The organism is Coraliomargarita sinensis (assembly GCF_003185655.1).
GTDB classification, from domain to species: domain Bacteria; phylum Verrucomicrobiota; class Verrucomicrobiia; order Opitutales; family Coraliomargaritaceae; genus Coraliomargarita_B; species Coraliomargarita_B sinensis.
Genome location: NZ_QHJQ01000003.1, coordinates 41,822 through 56,803 on the forward strand (window position 1 = coordinate 41,822; position 14,982 = coordinate 56,803).

Genomic DNA, 14,982 nt, shown 5'->3' on the forward strand with positions numbered 1-14,982 from the left:
TAGGTTCAAAAAGGTCCTTCCCACCTCCAGAACATTCGACGTTCAATGTCCGATGTTCGATGTTCGACGTTCCAACCGCTCCGGCTTTACCCTGCTGGAAGTTCTGCTGGCTATCACCATTACCGGTTTTGTTCTGGCTTCAGCCAGTGCGATGCTGGTCTCCGTCAGCAACATCTGGTCGAACCGACAGGAGAGTAACTTTTTCGAGAACCATGTCGATGGGGTCGCGGAATTCGTTCAATCCTGTTTCACCCGTGCCGGCACTGAAATTGCACTTTCCGCCCCCGATACCCCCTCCGAGTCCGGGGAAAACCGGGAGGGCGAACCGGATCGTGCGGGAGAAGCGCCTGAGGTATCGGTCAGTATCGACTCAGAAAATGAAAAAAGGACGAATCCTTCCAGCGGGGAGAAATCCGGCAGCAGCCTGCTCCGGCAATCGGAGAACCCCATCGATTGGGCCAAACCGCCCGGGTTTGCCAGCTATCGTGACCCGCTGATCAATTTCAGGCTCAGGGATAATCCCCCGCTCTTCGTTAACACGGATAATGCACCCGTCATGGGCATCGATGCTTTCCTGTACTTTGACCGGGATGAGGGGCTCAGTCTACTCTGGTACTCAGTCCTCCAGGAAGAGGTCGAGGATGAGAACGATCTCCGGCGCACGGCCGTCAGTCCCTATGTCACATCGATTCGTTACGTTTACTGGGACGAGCGCTTTGAACGCTGGGAGGAAGAAGACGAGCCGCAGGAAGGTGAAGAGGATGAATTCCTGCTTCCGCGATTCATCAAGCTGATCTTCGAGCATGAGGGCGTGACTAAAGAACGCACCGTCTCGGTCCCCGTCCCCTCACGAACCGCTTTGATCTTCTAATGTTTGCGCTCAACACAGACCGACGGCGACACGAACCGGCCTTAAAGCAGACAGGCCGGTGCCGTTCTTGTCGCGAGAGCCGTAAAGGCTCGGTCCTGATTGCCGTCCTGGCGATTATTCTTCTGCTTTCGTTTCTCATTACCCGCTTCATGGAAGAAGCCCTGGAAGACCTGGAATACCGATCCATCTTCAACGAGCCCGTAGACGTCAGAAGTTATGCCTATAGCGTCCTTGAGGTGAGTCTCGCAACGATCCACGAAGTGGCACTGATCGACGAAGGCAAACTTTACGCTCCGGAACAGGGATGGGGACAACCGCTTGAGTATGCCAATGTCGAGGTACCCAATGGATGGGAGGTCTCCGTCGAGATTACCGACATGGGCGGCAAGCTCGCCATAAACACGATGGATGAAGAGTTGCTCAATAGAATGCTCGAAGAAAGCTTCGAATTCGACTTTGGCACGGCACGGGAACTGAGCAGTATGCTTCTGGACTGGATCGACGAGGACAACTCCAAGCGACTAAACGGAGCGGAGTCGGAAGATTATCTTCGCCGCAATCCGCCCTACCGCGCAGCCAACGGCCCGCTTCAGACCCTTGAGGAGTTGCGTATGATCGAAGTCTGGGAAGACGAATTTTTCCATGAAACGGGTGAGCCGAATGAGCTTTTCACCAAACTTTCCGACATGGTCTCCGTTTATCATTCCGGTAAAGTGAATTTGAATAAAGCACCTGCCGAAGTGCTTGAGCTACTGGCTTTGCAGGACGGCTACGACGAGGAATATCTTTTTGACGGTCTTGAACAGCCTTATCTCACACAGACGCCCGGCACGGCAAACACAGCAACCAGCGGGGTCGAAATCTCGCTGCTCCGGGTCACGGTCAGCTTGTATCGAGGCAACGTGCCCTACACGATCAGCGCACTGGTCGAGCCTAATTTCAGTACTGGTTCGGGAGGCCCGGGCGGGAATAATCCGGGCCGTCGAAGCGATGACGACGCCCCGCGCACCGGAACGCCAGAGGAACAGGATGCCATCCGCTACCCTTTCAAAATATTACAGTTGAGTGAATACGATGCAGGGGATTTAACTTCGGCACCGTCTGGTCGTTACTCTGCACTAGACATGGAAGATGAAATACCTTCATTCTGAAAATTTAAACGCCCTTGAACGAAGAAAGTACAACCGAACCAGAGCCGGAAGTTAGCGCGCCAACGCCCGTTCTAGCCCTGCCGGGGTATCTCTTTTTCGTCGATCGAATCGACCTGCCCACGGCACTGGAACCCTCCGAGATCGACGATTTTGCCGAACTCAGCCTTGAGGGCCTCGCCCCCTTCCCCATTGAACAGCTGTACTGGGGCTTTCTCTACAGTGAATCCGCCGGAAGTATCCTGCTCTATGCCGCGTATAAAGAGCGCATCAAAGCTCTCGGTTACGACAAGCTGGAAGAATATCTCTGGGTTCTCCCCGATTTTGCCACACTCTGGGGCGCTCACTTTACCGATCGTACTGTGGTGCTTCTGGAGAGCGGGGATGAAGGCAGTGAGATCATTTTCCCAGGGGGAGATACATTGCCTGAGGGGGTTCTCTCGCACGGCCCGGATGCAAAAGCGCCCGAACTGACGCCAGACTATCACCTCCAACTCGAGTCCATCAAAGTCAGCGAAAAAGGCTTACCTGCCTTTCATTTTCAAGCGGTTGACTCCGGCGAAGGGGAACTCCCCGGACATCTGGCAAAACTGGCTCCCGCCGAAGATGAGCTCTGGCGGGCTGATGTTCGGGATGCGGATTTCAAGAAGAGCGAGCGCAGTACTCGAAAATTAACTGCCTGGATCACCCGTGCGACCGGCTATGCCGTCCTGTTCGCGGTCTTCATGCTACTGCTCGAGGGCATTCTCTTTGCCGGTGGCCTTTGGCTGGAAACACGAAGCACCGAAATTGCCGAACAAGCCCCTAAAGTCAGGCGTATCGAAGACAAACAGAGTTTGATGAATAAACTCGATCAAGTTGCTCAAAACGAACTGCGCCCGATCGCGATACTCGATGCACTGAACAAGGTACGCCCGGAAGGCATTTACTTCACGAACACCGTCACCGAGGACCAAAACCGCATTACGGTCGACGGTATCGCCAATACGATTAACGAGTTGAACGCCTACACCGAATCGCTGGAAACATCTGGTAATTTTATATTACGGGAAGATCCCCAGATCCTAACACGCGGCGGCAAGACAACCTTTACTGCAACGCTCGATTACATCCATACGGAAGCTTCGGAACCCCAGGAGAAGGATGAAGCGGAAACGAACCAGGAGGCAGAGGGATGAGCGCAGCGAAGAAACGCCTGAAGACGCTATACAAGCGCACCAGCCTGAGGGAAAAGCTTCTCACCCTCGCCTTTATACTGGTGGTGCTATTCCTTTGGGGCAATAATTGGCTCAGCCGACTGTCTGAGTGGAATGACAATCGAAAATTCACCGCCAGCGAATTGGAATTCCAGCAAAAAACTCTGGAACGCGGCCCGGAGTTCGACGAGGGCCTCAAACGCGCCCTTGCGCGTGTTGACCCTTCCAAAACCTATGCGGCCACCCAACTTTCTGGCCGTATCGACAGCCTCCTGCGTAATGCCGGCCTTTCTGGACAGGCCGATATCGACTCCGTCCGCACCCGGGAAGGTGAAATCTTCAACGACCACAACCTCCGCGTGCAACTCGACCGGATTTCCATCGACCAACTTATCAACTTCAATGCCCTCTTGAAAGAGGACACCCCCTACATCAACATTCAAAGCGTTCGAATCTCCGCAAATAGGAGAAGCCCTGAAGAACTCGACGTGCGATTCGAAATCAACTCTTTCGACCTCAAAGAACCGAGCCTTTAAATTTTCTGCCAAATTACATGAAATCCAGCTTTCACCTTCTTCTGATCAGCCTCTTATTTGCGGCCGTAAGCGGTCTACAAGCACAGGAGTCCGAAACTTCGCCGATTGAACCTGATCTCGAGCAACCTGATGAAATCATCGGCACTCTTATTCTCAGCGATGAATCGGCACTGCAGGTACTTGATCTGCTTGAACAACTTACCGACAAGATCATCCTCCGCCGGCAGGACATCTCTCCTGCGAAGATCAACTTCAACTCACGGGGAGAAATCACCAAGCGAGAGGCAGTCCTAGCCTTGGAAAGCCTGCTCACACTCAACGGCATCATGCTGACGGATATGGGGGGGCGCTTCATGAAGGCTGTACCCGCCACCGATGTAAACCGCCACGTGCCCGAGATGCTGGTCGGAAGTACCCTCGGCCTGAGTTCCAGTCAAAAAATCTACGCCAAGCTTTTTAAACTCGATTATCTTAATGCCGAGCAAGCCAGCGGCACCCTGATTCAACCTCTGCTTTCGCAAAACTCCAGCTTTGTGCCCTTTCCTAAATCCAACGCATTATTGGTTACGGATGCACTGATCAACCTTCAGCGTATCGAAGGGATCCTGGCCGAAGCCGACCAACCGGAAACGCTTCGTGAGACCGTCAAGTTCATCAAGCTCGACTACATCCAGGCTGCCGAGGCACAGAACCAAATCGAGAACCTTATCCAGGGGCCGCTCAAGAGCTATCTCGAAGGCAACACTTCCGTCAGTTCGGACGAGCGGACCAACCAGCTCATTTTAATCACCCACCCCGGGAACGTCTCGATCATTATGGACGTGATCGCCAACGTGGATGTCGATGCGGCTCCGCTAACCGGCAGCGAAGTCTTTCAGCTGCGCCAGGCCAAAGCCGAAGAAGTGGTACCGATCATTGAGGGCATCATCAGTGGACAACGTGAAGGCCGAGAAAAAGACGCCGAAGTCGCCCGAAATAATGAACTTCAGAACAACCAGAACAATACGGGCAACAATAACAACGCCGGCAATGCCCCAAAACAACCACAGACAACCCCGAATTCAGCTGCCTCCGCTGCCTCGGAAACCAATGCTTCGCTGCAATTCTCAAATTTTGTGGGGCTCTCCGCAGACGAACGCACCAATTCCATCGTCGCCTACGGCACCCAACAGGACCTCAAAACGCTGAAAGAACTGATCGAAAAGATCGATATTCCGCTGCCGCAGGTACTGATTGAGGCGGTGATCACCCAGGTCACGCTGAATGAAACGCAGGCCAGCGGGCTCAGTAGCCTTAGTCTGACTTACAACGGCAGCACCAGAACTTTTGAAGAAATCCTTATGGGCACGGCAGGCGGCATCTCGCTTACCAGTCCAGAAGGGGCAGGAATCCCACTGGATAACCCGAGCGATTTCATCCTCAGCGGGGCCATCACACCGACGAATTCCGACAGTGACAGCCGGGTATTATCGGCACCGCGTATCGTCGTCAGCCACAACGAAGAAGGCATTATCAATGTCAGCCGTTCCCAGCCTATTATCACCTCTTCACTCAGTTCGGGCATCAGCGACAGCCTTAACACCCGCAGCAGTATTGAGTTCCGGGACATCGGTATCCAGCTAACCGTAACACCCCTGATTGGAGCCGACGGAACCGTACAAATGGTCATTGAACAGACAGTGGAGAATGTTGTCGAAACGGTCACTATCGACAATAATCAACAACCTGTCATCGGCAAGCGTGAGGCCACTTCGACCATTAGCGTGAAAAATGGTGAAATCATCGTACTCGGCGGCCTGCAAGAGAACAGCGAGACCGAAGGAAACAGCTACTTCCCTCTGGTCGGTCGCCTGCCGGTAATTAAAGAAATCCTTGGAGGCAAAAACAACGATTACGACCGCTCCGAAATCATCATATTTATTCGCCCGACAATCCTGACCAACCCGTCCGAAGCTGGACGACTCGCGAATGAGTACATAGAGAGCGTAGAAGAGACAGAGGTTCTGAAAAAATACCTTGAGAACAATACCACCGACGACTCTTACCTTGAAGGGACCAAATTCGAAAAGGATAAACCAGCCTTCCGCCTGAGATGGCCGAACTTTTAAGATGCTTCTCAAACCTATAGTGAAGACAGCCATGCCGAAGAGAACTGGCGGCCAGGGAACCAGCGTCCCTTTCCTGGCTGTGTTATCTTTGGCTCTTTTGTTTTGCTCGCAGACCGCGATGTTTTCAAAAACCAGCCTGTCGGAGAAATCTCCCTTTCTCCCTCCGGGCTACGGCACCGAAAAGCCCGAAGAGGCCGAACCCGTGGTGCAACCCCAGGGGCCGATCAGCCGGGAACTTGAGTTTCGCGGCATTGTCCAGATCGATGGCGTTTACCAATTCAGCCTTTACAATAAGAAAGACCAAAAGGGCTACTGGCTTAAGGCAAACGAGCGGGAAGACGGTATTTCCGTGAGTAATTATGAAGCCGATTCGTCCACCATTGTTGTGCTCATGAATGGCCGTTCGGAGCGGCTCACCTTAATGACTGCCAACGAAAAGCCGATGCCGGTGGCACAGACGACGCCGCAGGCGCAAACGACGCGCAATCTTCCTCCCGAACTAAACGTTAAAAAATCAAGTAACAACAGCAGTAGCCGCAAGGTAGTGCCACGTCGTCGCGTCATCCTCCCGAAGAAGAAGTAATACCTGATTGGCGCTAATTTGAGCGCGTTTAACGTAGTCGCACCGCTTCAGCCGTGCGACCCGCATCGGGCAAGCGATACCATCTGCACTTGCAAGCAGCCAGCTAAAGCAGACTGTCTACGCTTTGTAGAAGGTTTGCCCTGATGATCTATCCTCGTCGCGATTTTGCGGCAGCAAGGTCGAAATTCCTCCCGCGCTGACCAATCGACGGCACTCGCGTGACTTTGCTACAAGCTTGTAAATCGGGCCATACCTCTCACAAATTGATATTATAAAGCGGCGAGCGCCTGATTGAAGGTTTCGCTCGGACGCATGGCCTTGGTCGCAAGCTCTGAATCCGGTCGATAGTAACCGCCGATATCCATAGCTACACCTTGCGCGGAGTTCAGCTCTTCCACAATCTTGGCTTCATTGGCGGTCAGCACCTCGGCCAGCGGTGCGAAGCGTGCTTTCAACTCGGCATCCTTGTCCTGAGCGGCGATCGCCTGAGCCCAGTAGAGCGCCAGATAGAAATGGCTCCCACGGTTGTCGAGTTCACCACACTTGCGCGAAGGCGATTTATTCTCTTCCAGGAACTTGCTGTTCGCGACATCAAGTGTCTCAGCGAGAACTTTTGCCTTCTGGTTGCCGAAAACTGTCGAGAGGTGCTCCAAAGAAACCCCGAGAGCCAAAAACTCGCCCAGGGAATCCCAGCGCAGGTGGTTTTCTTTCTCAAACTGCTGCACGTGCTTGGGCGCAGATCCGCCGGCACCGGTTTCGAACAGTCCCCCTCCGTTCATCAACGGAACGATTGAGAGCATCTTGGCACTGGTCCCGAGTTCCAGAATCGGAAAAAGGTCGGTCAGGTAGTCACGAAGCACGTTCCCGGTCACGGAAATCGTATCCTCCCCGCCCTTGGCACGCTGCAGGGTGACCTGAGTCGCTTCGACCGGAGGCAGAATACGGATATCGAGCCCCTCCGTGTCGTGGTCCTTGAGGTAAGTTTCCACCTTGGCGATAAGCTGGGCGTCGTGAGCCCGGTCCTTGTTGAGCCAAAAGATGGCCGGTGCACCTGTGGCACGGGCACGAGAGACCGCGAGTTTCACCCAATCACGGATCGGTGCGTCCTTCACCTGGCAGGCGCGCCAGATATCGCCCTCTTCAACCTCGTGCTCCAGGAGAACATTACCATTGGCATCGGTGACACGGATAGTGCCAGCGCTCGGTATCTCAAAGGTCTTGTCGTGTGAGCCGTATTCCTCGGCCTTTTGCGCCATAAGACCGACATTCGGCACCGTACCCATCGTTGCGGGATCAAATGCGCCGTTTTTCTTACAGAAATCGACAGTGGCGGCATAAACGCCGGAATAACAACGGTCCGGAATGATGAAGTTGGTGTCCTGCTGTTTGCCTTCCTTATTCCACATTTGGCCGGAGCTGCGAATCGCCGCTGGCATGGAAGCGTCGATGATCACATCACTCGGCACGTGCAGGTTGGTAATCCCCCGGTCCGAGTCGACCATCGCGATATCGGGTGCATTTTCGTAAACTGCATCGATATCAGCTTCAATTTCCGCCTTCTTCTCCGCGGGCAGCGTCTCAATCTTGGCGTAAAGGTCACCGAGCCCGTTCTGTACATCAACATCCAGCTCTTTGATCAGGTCCGCATGCTTTTCAAAGACATCCTTGAAAAATACCGAGACGCAGTGCCCGAATATGATGGGGTCGGAGACTTTCATCATCGTGGCCTTCATATGGAGCGAGAAGAGCGTGCCAGCGTCCTTGGTGGCCCCTACCTGCTCGGCAAGGAACTTGCGAAGTGCCTTGGCACTCATGAAAGTGCCGTCGAGCACTTCATCCGCCTGCAAAGTCAGACCATCCTTGAGGACAGTCGTGCCCGCTTCGGAAACGAGCTCGATCTTCGCCGTGGTGGCTTCGGGGATCGTGACCGACTTTTCATTCCCGAAGAAATCATTGCCCGGCATACTGGAGACGACCGACTTGGAATCAGCAGACCACTCCCCCATGCGGTGTGGGTGCTTCTTGGCGTATTGCTTGACCGCAGAAGCGGCGCGGCGGTCGGAGTTCCCCTCACGCAGCACCGGATTGACCGCACTTCCCTTGACCTTGTCATAGCGCAATTTGATTTCTTTCTCCTCTTCATTCTTCGGGTCCCCGGGGTAGTCGGGCAGTTTGTAGCCCTGCACCTGAAGCTCCTTGATGCAGGCCCGCATCTGCGGAATGGAGGCGGAAATATTGGGAAGTTTGATGATATTGGCTTCCGGTGTCTTCGCCAGCTCACCCAGTTCGGCAAGGGCATCGGATATCTTCTGCTCTTCCGTCAGATAGTCCGGAAAGTTGGCAAGAATACGCCCAGCCAGGGAAATATCACGCGTTTCAACGGAAACTCCGGCAGCTGCCGTGTAGGCGCTGATTATCGGCAACAGGGAGTGTGTCGCCAGCGCCGGTGCCTCGTCAGTAATTGTGTAGAGAATCTTCTCTTTATCGCTCATTGGAATTATTTATGTGTGTGTATTATCCGAGCTTGGAACAAAAGCGTGTCAGACGCTCCAAGCCCTTTTCGATGACTTCATCCGAAGTGGCATAACTCAGCCGCATGTAGCCGGGCGCACCAAAGCCCTCCCCCGGGACCACAGCCACCTTCTCTTCTTCAAGAATCTTGCTGGCAAAATCGTGAGCCGAAAGTCCGAAGGCATCCATTTTCGGGAAGAGGTAGAAGGCACCCTGGGCACGCGCACACTCGATGCCGTCGATCGCATTCAGACCCTCGAGCAGGAAGAGGCGACGACGATCGAATACTTCGAGCATGCCCTTGACCGCTTCCATGGACTTATCCCACTGCTGCATCGCCGCCAGTGCTCCGTATTGGGCAAAGGTGGTCGCATTCGAGCTGGTCTGACTCTGAATACTGGCTACGGCCTTGGCAATCGGTGCCGGAGCCATCAGCGTGCCCAGACGCCAGCCGGTCATGGAGAATGTCTTGCTGAAGCCAGCCACGGTGATCACCGAATCGGCTGCTTCCTTGGAGAAAGACGCAGGACTCACATGCTCCACACCGTCATAAAGGAGATACTCATAAATCTCATCGGACATGATGTAGATTCCAGCTTCGATCGCAACCTGCGTGAGCGCCTCGAGTTCGTCACGGGTGTAAACCGTGCCGGTCGGATTGGACGGGCTGTTGAGCACAACCAAGCGGGTCTTGGGCGTAATCGCCTCGCGAAGCTGTTCAGGCGTGATTTTGAATTCGCTTTCCTTGCCTGCGAAGATCGTCTTGGGAGTGCCCCCGGCAAGCTTCACCATTTCAGGATAGCTTACCCAGAATGGTGCGGGAATGATGACCTCGTCACCGGGGCTGACCACTGCCATGATAGCGAGACTACAGGAATACTTGCCTCCGGGGCTGACAACCACCTGAGACGGCTCAACACCCTCGACTTTATTGTCTCTCACATATTTTTCAGCGATCGCCGCCCGTAGATCAGGTATGCCGGGCGCCGGCGCATACTTGGTCTTACCCTCAGCCAGCGCCTTGGCGCAGGCCTCCTTGATGAACTCAGGCGTATCAAAGTCCGGTTCCCCGGCTCCGAACCCACAGACGTCTTCGCCGGCGGCTTTGAGTTCTTTGGCTTTCGCATCGACGGCCAGAGTCGGTGAAGGTGTGATGTTTCTGGCCCAGGTGGATAATTTGGCTTCTTTTGACATAAGTAATAAAAAACGCTCTTGTAGCGTCCACCTTAGGAAGATGGAACCACAAGAGCGCAGGAATTAAGACTTCTGCCTAGGCAAAAGCAAGCCTAGCCTAATAATCTCGAAAGGCGGGCTATTTCTTCTTAGCCTTTTTAGCTACTTTCTTTTTGGCTGCCTTCTTTTTAGGAGCTTTTTTGGCCGCCTTTTTCTTAGCTACCTTTTTCTTGGCGGCTTTTTTCTTGGCTGGCTTCTTCGCTACCTTCTTTTTGACGGCTTTTTTCTTAGCAGCTTTCTTAGCGACCTTCTTTTTGGCCGCCTTCTTGGCTACCTTTTTCTTAGCAGCTTTTTTAGCGACCTTTTTCTTGGCCGTTTTCTTGGCTGCCTTCTTTTTGACCGCCTTCTTAGCTGCCTTTTTCTTGGCTGGCTTTTTAGCTACCTTCTTCTTGGCGGCTTTTTTCTTAGCAGCTTTTTTGGCGACTTTCTTCTTGGCCGGTTTATTGGCTACTTTCTTTACTGGCTTTTTAGCCACCTTCTTTTTAACAGCCTTTTTCTTGGCTGGTGCTTTGCGAACTACCTTTTTAGGAGCCGCCTTTTTCTTGGTTGCTTTTTTCTTAGGCATAGTGGTTTCAGGGTTAAAGTCCGGAAGTTCGGACGGTAGAGAATCCAATGCAGCCCGGAGTAACTCCCCCAGGCTGACTTTCTTTTGCTTACTCAAGCGTACAAGATGCTGACGTGACTTGTCTGACAATCGAACCGACACCTGTTGATGTCCCTGCGAGCCAAGGTTCAATTCAGACACTTTCAAAGTGCTAACCGCATACCGAATAACCTCACTTAATGATCGTGCACCGGTTCGGCGCTGAAGCTTCTTCAACTTCTCGAGGAGGTCTTGTTGAAGATCAAATGTTAAGGGGCTCGTTTTTCCACTACTCATAAGTAGTCGCTTCGCGATGGTCACAAAGCTGAATTGGGTAATGATTAAGTCAATACAAAATCATAACTTACAAAAGCTTCAAACGCGTGTGTTCTTTTTATGAAAACGCCGACCATAAAAACTCAGCTACGATGTCGCTGACATATTATCATCAACATATCGTAGATGTCGCATAACATAAGATATGTTTTCACTTACTTTCTATCGCAACAGACACTGGATGCAGGCGCTTCGACATCTTCTTCCGGAAAATCAAAAAGTTTTTCATCCAAACGAAGCCCGACACTGGCATCCACAACGTTGAAGGTTGTTCTGTCTTCGCTCGGGTAATCGATCAACGTGATCCGTTTTACGATGTATTGTTCTTGGACCTTCTTGATGCTTTCGACCGCAAACTTGGAGCGCACCGTTTCGTCTTCATCAATCACTTCAACTCGCCAAAGCGCATTATATGTATCGTCCAGCGAAACACGCACACCTTTGATACCCTGCCGTTCACTTTCGGACCCTTCCGGAGGAATCATTAGAAATTCCTGGGCAACCCGGCTGGCCCCGACCAGCGAAGGTCCCTGATAGATGAATTCCTCCCAATAGATGAAAGGCATTTGCAGATCGAAAACCGAATAGACCAGACCGGGTAAGAGCGGTTCAAAGAGTGCCTCCCCCTCAACGGGTGAAAACTCTTCTGAATCATCGTTCCGCATCCAGGCGCTGGGTTTCGGGCCGTTCTGGACAATTATTTCTACCGGCGCGGTGGCGGCTCCCTCTTCGGCATCTCCGGGTAGAATCTTAAAGCGCGTCACCGCACCCTGCTCATTCCAGGAGCCCCACATAATTCCGTCGTATCGAACCGTACGCGCCCGACGCGGTTTATGCTCGAGCTGAAATTCAAAAACATAATCGCCCTGCAGTCGCTGCTGACGAAAGGCTTCAAGGCGCCGCCCCCCTTCTTCCTGGTCGATTCGCTCCATTCCCGGTTTCACCACATTGCTCGACGGGCGCTGAGCATTCGACGGCAAGAGGGCAAAGAAAAGGCCAACCACTGCGAAAACGCAGTGCGTTGGCCTTAAGGAAGAAGATTTCGGATAAAGATTTTTGAGATACATTAATTCTTTTCGGGCGAAGCCTCGGCTGCTTCGGCATCAACGGCTTCGGTCACTTCAGCCGCTGCGGCTTCAACTTCTTCCGTAACTGACTCGATAACACCCGCCTCGGTTCCATCTTCAGCAGCATTATTCATTACTCCGGTGACAGTCTCTGCACCTTCGTCCGTTTCGGTCTCGCCAGCAGTGATCAGAGTTTCGGCATCGACTTCCTGAATTTTATCAGCCGCTTCGGCCTGATAGAGCAGATACAAGCCAAGCGCCACGACAAAGAAAGCGACGATACCGTAGATCGTACCTTTCATCAGGATGCTGTTGGTCTCGGAACCGAAAGCGGACTCGGCTGCGCCACCACCAAGGGCTGCGCCCATGCCACCGCTTTGGCTGGTGCGCTGCATAAGCACGACCAAAATGACAAATGCCGAGATCAGCAGAAGAACAAGAGTGAGAAGACTGATTAAGAGAGTGCCCATAATTAAGACGGGGAATTTGAAAAAGGGACGTAACATGCCGAGCGGGGCGGCGAGTTCAAGCGAGAAATTGGATTGCACGCATCTAGTCTGCCGTTGATCGTCACGGGATATGACCAAGTTCAACTATGATTTTGACCACTGCCCGGACCGGAACGGCCTCGGGAGCCTGAAATGGGACAAATACAAGGGCAGCGATATCCTCCCCCTCTGGGTGGCGGATATGGATTTTGTGGCGGCACCGGAGATCGTGTCGGCGCTTCAGGAGCGCCTGGACCACGGTGTTTTTGGCTACACCATCCCCCACGAAGGACCCATTGAGGCGGTCATCAACTATCTGGACCGCCAGCATAACTACAGTGCAAAAGCCTCCTGGCTGAATTTTCTTCCGGGGCTGGTGCCTGCGATCAACCTCTGCGTCCACGCATTCACCAAACCGGAGGAGTCGGTCATGACCGCGACTCCGGTCTATCCGCCTTTCCTCAGTGCGCCCGACTATGCCGGACGTGAATTGATAAAAGTCCCCCTCTGCCTCGACAAGCAGGATCGCTGGACGCTCGATATCGAGGCCATGGAAGCGGCCGTAAAACCGCATACCCGCCTTTTGGTTCTATGCAGCCCGCACAATCCAGTCGGGCGGGTCTTCAACAAAGAGGAACTCATTGAACTGGCCGACTTCTGTGAGCGGCACGACTTAATCCTGATCTCCGACGAAATTCACTGTGATCTCGTGTTCGACCAGAGCGTCAAACACACCGTGACAGCGACGCTCAATGAATCCATTGCCAAACGCACGGTTACTTTGATGGCTCCCAGCAAGACCTACAACCTGCCGGGTCTGGCCTGTGCTTTTTCCGTGATCGAGGACCCGCAGCTGCGCACCCAGTTCCGCAATACTACTCGGGGGATCATCACCGAAGTGAATTGCTTCGGCTACGCGGCCTGTCAGGCTGCATACAATCATGGTGAGCCCTGGAGGCAGGAATTGCTTCGCTATCTTCGTGGCAACTACGAACTGGTTTACGATTTCATTAAGCGAGAGCTGCCCCAGATTACCTTTCGACCGATGGAGTCGACCTACCTCGCCTGGTTTGACGTGAGTGGACTCAAACTGGATAAGCCGACGCAATTTTTCGAGCAGCATGGGGTTGGCCTTTCGGATGGTGTGCCTTTCGACGGCAAAGAACACTTGCGCCTGAACTTCGGCTGCCCGCGCGCAAGACTGGAGGAAGGACTGCAACGCATGAAATCAGCCGTTGATACGCTCTAGTTTGGCCATGGACGCAGTTCGTTTGGACAAGTGGCTCTGGGCCGTTCGTGTTTACAAAACACGAACGGATGCCGCCGATGCCTGCCGGGGCTCGGCCGTGCGCGTGAATGGAAACATCGCCAAGCCCTCGGCCAAACTTCGTGCCGGCGATACGGTCGTGGCCCGGACCAAAGCCCTCACCCGCACACTGCATGTGCTGGATCTCACGGAAAAGCGGATCGGTGCGGCGCTGGTATCTGAATACCTCGAGGACCGGACGCCCGAAAGTGAATATGAAGCAGCCCGGGAAAAACGAGATAATGCGCGCTTATTCTCTCACAAGGGACAAGGACGCCCGACTAAGAAGGACCGGCGGGACATCGAGAAATTAATCGGACCGGACTACTGAAAATGGCTTACGAGGAGATTGACTACGAGCCGTCCGAATTGCCGCTGACCGGAAAGGTTCGGGCGCTGGTTGATGCGGCGGAAAAACGCTTTGAAGCCTTCTATGCGCAAAAGCTCAACAAACGCTACCCACGCTACATCGCCAGTGAGCCGGCGCAGGTATATGCAGCGCTGCGGTGGGTCTCCGAGCGCGGGCTGACTCCCGGTGAAAAATTCATCGAATGGGGCAGCGGATTCGGCATCGCAACCGGCATGGCCGCCCTGCTCGACTACGAGGCGACCGGTATCGAACTCCGGGAAGGACTGGTTGACATCGCGCGGGAGCTTATGGCCGGCCAATCCATTGACGCTGAATTCATCTGCACGAGCTATATACCCGAAGGTTATCTCGAGTATGACATCGCCGGGGGCAGCGACATCGTCCCCGACGACAGTTTCGGCCACCAACTCGAAGCCGGACCGGTCTATCAGGACGTGTACCATGAAATCGACATCGCGGAAGTTGATCTCTTCTACGTTTACCCCTGGCCGGGTGAGCAGGAAATGATGCTCAAACTCTTTGATGCCGTTGCCGGAGTGGACGCCATTCTCATCGCTTACTTCGGGGACCGAGAGATCTGCATCTACCGTAAGCTATAATTGCCGGACGGACCGCTTGGAATGACGACACCCGACGAATTCCAGTG

At 53.5% G+C, this 14,982-nt stretch carries 13 protein-coding genes and 2 pseudogenes; 9 read left to right on the top strand and 6 right to left on the bottom strand.

What is annotated here, in order from left to right; genetic code table 11:
- Nucleotides 1–52 precede the first annotated feature (52 nt).
- The 6 genes from DDZ13_RS04905 to DDZ13_RS04930 are packed head-to-tail and all read left to right on the top strand — an operon-like array spanning nt 53 to nt 6,442.
- The gene (locus tag DDZ13_RS04905; protein WP_158279794.1) at nt 53–871 is read left to right on the top strand and encodes a PulJ/GspJ family protein; all 819 of its coding nucleotides are present in this window, start codon (nt 53–55) and stop codon (nt 869–871) included.
- A complete protein-coding gene (locus DDZ13_RS04910; RefSeq protein ID WP_110130327.1) occupies nt 871–2,022 on the top strand; it encodes a type II secretion system minor pseudopilin in 1,152 nt (383 codons plus the stop codon). The genes DDZ13_RS04905 and DDZ13_RS04910 overlap by 1 nt, the downstream gene beginning before the upstream one ends.
- Nucleotides 2,023–2,036: 14 nt before the next feature.
- Nucleotides 2,037–3,197 carry a PilN domain-containing protein gene (locus DDZ13_RS04915; protein ID WP_110130328.1) on the top strand — a complete coding sequence of 387 codons (1,161 nt, stop codon included), beginning with the start codon at nt 2,037–2,039 and terminating at the stop codon, nt 3,195–3,197.
- Complete coding sequence (locus tag DDZ13_RS04920; protein WP_110130329.1) at nt 3,194–3,751, top strand: hypothetical protein; 558 nt, start codon at nt 3,194–3,196, stop codon at nt 3,749–3,751. Before DDZ13_RS04915 ends, DDZ13_RS04920 begins: the two co-directional genes overlap by 4 nt.
- A gap of 17 nt (nt 3,752–3,768) precedes the next feature.
- Nucleotides 3,769–5,859 carry a secretin N-terminal domain-containing protein gene (locus DDZ13_RS04925; RefSeq protein WP_110130330.1) on the top strand — a complete coding sequence of 697 codons (2,091 nt, stop codon included), beginning with the start codon at nt 3,769–3,771 and terminating at the stop codon, nt 5,857–5,859.
- Nucleotide 5,860: 1 nt separating this feature from the next.
- The gene (locus tag DDZ13_RS04930) at nt 5,861–6,442 is read left to right on the top strand and encodes a hypothetical protein (RefSeq protein WP_146209239.1); all 582 of its coding nucleotides are present in this window, start codon (nt 5,861–5,863) and stop codon (nt 6,440–6,442) included.
- A 269-nt stretch (nt 6,443–6,711) separates the two neighbouring features.
- Here DDZ13_RS04930 and DDZ13_RS04935 read toward each other — a convergent pair whose 3' ends face one another.
- From DDZ13_RS04935 to secG, 6 genes and pseudogenes are all read right to left on the bottom strand, one after another.
- Nucleotides 6,712–8,934: an NADP-dependent isocitrate dehydrogenase gene (locus tag DDZ13_RS04935; protein WP_110130332.1), complete on the bottom strand. Its 2,223-nt coding sequence runs from the start codon at nt 8,932–8,934 to the stop codon at nt 6,712–6,714.
- A gap of 22 nt (nt 8,935–8,956) precedes the next feature.
- A complete protein-coding gene (locus DDZ13_RS04940) occupies nt 8,957–10,147 on the bottom strand; it encodes a pyridoxal phosphate-dependent aminotransferase (protein ID WP_110130333.1) in 1,191 nt (396 codons plus the stop codon).
- A 274-nt stretch (nt 10,148–10,421) separates the two neighbouring features.
- A pseudogene (locus tag DDZ13_RS15910) lies at nt 10,422–10,499 on the bottom strand (histone protein); the annotation flags it as partial.
- A gap of 450 nt (nt 10,500–10,949) precedes the next feature.
- Nucleotides 10,950–11,066: pseudogene (locus DDZ13_RS15700) on the bottom strand (ribbon-helix-helix protein, CopG family); the annotation flags it as partial.
- Between the two features lie 194 nt (nt 11,067–11,260).
- Entirely contained in the window at nt 11,261–12,037 is a 777-nt protein-coding gene (locus DDZ13_RS04950; protein ID WP_146209240.1) for a hypothetical protein, read from the bottom strand.
- Between the two features lie 134 nt (nt 12,038–12,171).
- Entirely contained in the window at nt 12,172–12,642 is a 471-nt protein-coding gene (secG, locus tag DDZ13_RS04955; RefSeq protein ID WP_233246080.1) for a preprotein translocase subunit SecG, read from the bottom strand.
- Between the two features lie 109 nt (nt 12,643–12,751).
- On the opposite strand from secG, the gene DDZ13_RS04960 reads away from it, so the two are divergent.
- The 3 genes from DDZ13_RS04960 to DDZ13_RS04970 are packed head-to-tail and all read left to right on the top strand — an operon-like array spanning nt 12,752 to nt 14,935.
- A complete protein-coding gene (locus DDZ13_RS04960; protein WP_110130336.1) occupies nt 12,752–13,909 on the top strand; it encodes a MalY/PatB family protein in 1,158 nt (385 codons plus the stop codon).
- Between the two features lie 7 nt (nt 13,910–13,916).
- Nucleotides 13,917–14,297: an RNA-binding S4 domain-containing protein gene (locus tag DDZ13_RS04965; protein ID WP_110130337.1), complete on the top strand. Its 381-nt coding sequence runs from the start codon at nt 13,917–13,919 to the stop codon at nt 14,295–14,297.
- A 2-nt stretch (nt 14,298–14,299) separates the two neighbouring features.
- Nucleotides 14,300–14,935: a class I SAM-dependent methyltransferase gene (locus DDZ13_RS04970; RefSeq protein WP_110130338.1), complete on the top strand. Its 636-nt coding sequence runs from the start codon at nt 14,300–14,302 to the stop codon at nt 14,933–14,935.
- Nucleotides 14,936–14,982 lie beyond the last annotated feature (47 nt).